The sequence below is a fragment of the Streptomyces sp. SBT349 genome (genome assembly GCF_001083795.1).
In the GTDB taxonomy this organism is placed as follows: domain Bacteria; phylum Actinomycetota; class Actinomycetes; order Streptomycetales; family Streptomycetaceae; genus Streptomyces.
The window spans coordinates 1-3242 of sequence record NZ_LAVK01000546.1; the positions used below are offsets into that span (position 1 = coordinate 1).

2 protein-coding genes and 2 tRNA genes are annotated in these 3242 nt (G+C 73.3%); 2 read left to right on the top strand and 2 right to left on the bottom strand.

Features of this window, described 5'->3' with window-relative positions:
* A partial coding sequence (locus ADY01_RS34365; protein ID WP_159001617.1) for a PAS domain-containing sensor histidine kinase occupies positions 1 to 2087 on the bottom strand: 2087 nt, incomplete at its 3' end.
* 136 nt (positions 2088 to 2223) lie between these two features.
* Positions 2224 to 2655, bottom strand: coding sequence for an SSI family serine proteinase inhibitor (locus tag ADY01_RS34370; protein WP_049580702.1), 432 nt, complete (start codon positions 2653 to 2655; stop codon positions 2224 to 2226).
* A 180-nt stretch (positions 2656 to 2835) separates the two neighbouring features.
* Here ADY01_RS34370 and ADY01_RS34375 point away from each other — a divergent pair.
* Together ADY01_RS34375 and ADY01_RS34380 are read left to right on the top strand one after the other, a co-directional pair.
* A tRNA-Ser gene (locus tag ADY01_RS34375) sits at positions 2836 to 2925 on the top strand.
* A 127-nt stretch (positions 2926 to 3052) separates the two neighbouring features.
* A tRNA-Arg gene (locus ADY01_RS34380) sits at positions 3053 to 3125 on the top strand.
* Positions 3126 to 3242: the final 117 nt, after the last annotated feature.

Here is a 3242-nt window from a genome sequence, read left to right on the forward strand (position 1 = left end):
GGCTGGAGGTGGTGCTGCTGCGGGGGCTGGGCCACGACCGGTTCGAGCGCGGCGGCCCCCGTCGGCGACTGGTGCTGCTGCGGCTGGTGTTGCTGGTGCGCCTGCTGCGGTGGCGGAGGGGCCTGACCGGGGTGCGGCTCGTCGTTCGACGGCCTGGCGCGGCGGCGCCTTCCGGTCGGCTCCTCCGCCGGGGCGCCCTGCGACGGTTCGGGCTGCGGACTCTCGGCCGCGGGCCCGAGCGCGCGCCGGCGCCTGCCGTTCCCGGTGTCGCCTTCCGCACGCTGGTCGTGCTCCTGCGACACCTCCGGCTGCTGCTGGTGCGCCTGGTGCTGCTGCTGGTGCTGTTGTGGCTGCTCCGGCCGCGGGCCGTGCAGCGGCTGGGGGCCGTACTGCTGTGGCTGGTGCGTCTGCCGCTGCGGGAGCGCCTGCGGCGGCTCCTGTTCCCGCGGCTCGATCGCTTCCCGCCTGCGCCGCCGCCCGGTCGGCGTCTCCTGAACCGGCTCTATCGCGACCGGCGCCTTCCCCGTCCCCGCCGACGTCCCGCGCATCGGCTGCGAGGGAACCGGCATCACCGTCGTGTCGCCGCTGGCGTCCCGCGGCTTCGCCGGCGGCGCCGTGCCCCCGCCCGCCGCCACCGGCACCTCCAGCACGTACGCCGATCCGCCGCCCACCTCGTGGGTCTGGAGCACCCCGCCGTGCTGCCGGACGATGCCCCGCACGATCGGCTCGTGCACCGGGTCCCCGCCCGGGTACGGGCCACGGACCTCGATCCGCACGACGTCGCCGCGTTGGGCCGCCGCGACCACGATCGTCGAGTCCCCGGGCTGCGGCGCGCCCGTCGCCGCCTGCCCCGTCGCGTCGACCCCGGCGACATCCGCCACCAGGTGCGCCAGCGCCTGCGCCATCCGCTCCGGGTCCACCTCCGCCTCGATCGGCGGAGCGTGCACGGCGAACTGCGCGCGCCCGGGACCGATGAGCTCCGTGGCTCCCTCGACCCCGGCCGACACCACGGCGTCCAGCGACACCCGCTTCAGCGCCAGCTTCTCCCGGCCCTCGTCGAGCCGCTGATAGCTGAGCACGTTGTCCACGAGCGTCGTCATCCGCGTGTACCCGGCGGCCAGGTGGTGCAGCACCTGGTTGGCCTCGGGCCACAGCTGGCCCGCCGGGTCGGAGGCCAGCGCCGCCAGCTCCGTGCGCAGCTGCTCCAGCGGCCCCCGCAGCCCTTCGCCCAGCACCGAGACCAGCTGCTCGTTCCGCGACACCAGCGCGTCGTACGCCCGCCGGTCGGTGAACGCCAGGACCGCGCCCACCAGTTGGTCCCCGTCCCGCACCGGCGCAGTGGTCAGGTCCACCGGGACCGCGCGGCCCTCCTTCGTCCACAGCACCTGACCGCGCACCCGGTGCTTGCGCCCCGAGGTGAGCGTGTCGTGCAGCGGCGTCTCCTCGAACGCCAACGGCGTCCCGTCCGCCCGCGAGTGCTGCACGAGCGGGTGGAGCTCCTGGCCGCCGAGCTGGCTGGCCCGGTGCCCGAGGATCTGCGCCGCGGCCGGGTTGACCAGCACGATCCGGCCCGCGGTGTCCACCCCCACGACACCCTCGGACGCGGCGCGCAGGATCATCTCGGTCTGCCGCTGCTGGCGGACCAGCTCGGCCTCCGTGTCCAGCGCGTCGGACAGATCGCGGACCACCAGCACGAGAAGCTCCTCACCGGAGTAGTCATCGGCGAACGCGGCCTCGATCGCGGACGCGTACGGCGTGTGAGCCGCGTTGAGGCCGGCGCTGGTCACCTCGACCGGCAGCTCGGAACCGTCGGTACGCCGCGCCACCATCCGCGTCGGCCTCGTTCTGACGCTGGGATCCTCCTCGGGGCGGCGCATCGATCCTGGGATACGGCGCGGGTCGAATTCCGGGACGATGTCGAGGAGCCCGCGCCCCACCAGGGGGGCGCCGGGCACCTCGAGGGTCTCCACGGCGATGGCGTTCGCGTTCACGACGGTGCCGTTGCCGTTGACGAGCAACAGTGCGTCGGGCAGCGCGTCGAGTATGGCGGCGAGGCGAGCAGCGCCCCTCGCTGGCCTGCTGCTCACGACGTCGGTTCCTCCCTTGACCCACGTGTTCAGGTGCACGTAGCCCGTGCGTGTCATTAGGGGGAGTCTACGGCCCGGCGCGACGGGCGCGGCGGTCCGTTCGAAAGTCCCTGTTCAGACCCCTGTCGGCCCCCTCTCAGGCGCCGATTTCCGGCAGTGCGGGGACCAGGGCGTCCCACCGCGCGATCTCGCACCCGTCGGTCCGGTCGAAACGGGCGTCGACGGCCTTGCCGTCCCAGACCCCCTTGATGGTCGCGGTGGCCGAACCGCCGTACACATAGGTGCACATGGCGTCCGCGGCGACGGCGGCGAACGGTTCGGCCTGCCGCTCCAGCGCGGCGCAGGCCGCGGCGGGATCGGGGTGCTCGCCACCGGCGGGGCGGCAGGTCAGCTCGTAGGTGCCGTCCGCCGAGGTGCCGCTGTCCGCGACGGTGATGACCAGCCGGTTCGCGTCCTGGCGCCCGGGGGCGTACCCCTGGGAGGCGGCGGTGGCCGCGGCGGCGGGGACGGCCGGTACGGCGGCGGACGCGGCGAGGACGAGTGCGGCGGCGAGGCTCTTGTGCAGCATGCGGAGTGCTCCGTGTTCTGATCTCAGGAGGCGCGGGACGCGCCTCCGCTCCCACTGCTAACGCTCCTGGACCGATCGCGTTGCGCAACTCGACTCGGCGGCGACACCCCCATAGGGTGGAATCCGATTGGCTGCGGCCGTTCGGGCTGTGGCATCATTTGCTCGCACGCCCGCGTGCGAGGAGGCTTCGCCTAGTCTGGTCTATGGCGCCGCACTGCTAATGCGGTTTGGGGTAACCCCCCATCCCGGGTTCAAATCCCGGAGCCTCCGCCCCCTGGAGCAGCCCTGGTCCCCCGCCGACCAGGGCTTTCCGCATGCGTGGCCGCCCCCCGGACAACTGATTTCACCCTCCGCCCGAGGTCATGTAGTGTGTTCCCCACACCGGCCCTCGGGCCAGGCGCTCGTAGCTTAACGGATAGAGCATCTGACTACGGATCAGAAGGTTGGGGGTTCGAATCCCTCCGAGCGCGCAGCAGCTCACAGCCCCTGTCGATCATTCGGCGGGGGCTTTCGCGTGGGTGGCGGCGGTGGCGGTCGGTGGCGGTGGTGGGGACTAGGTCGAAGGTCCGGGTCGTGGTGGGGTGTGG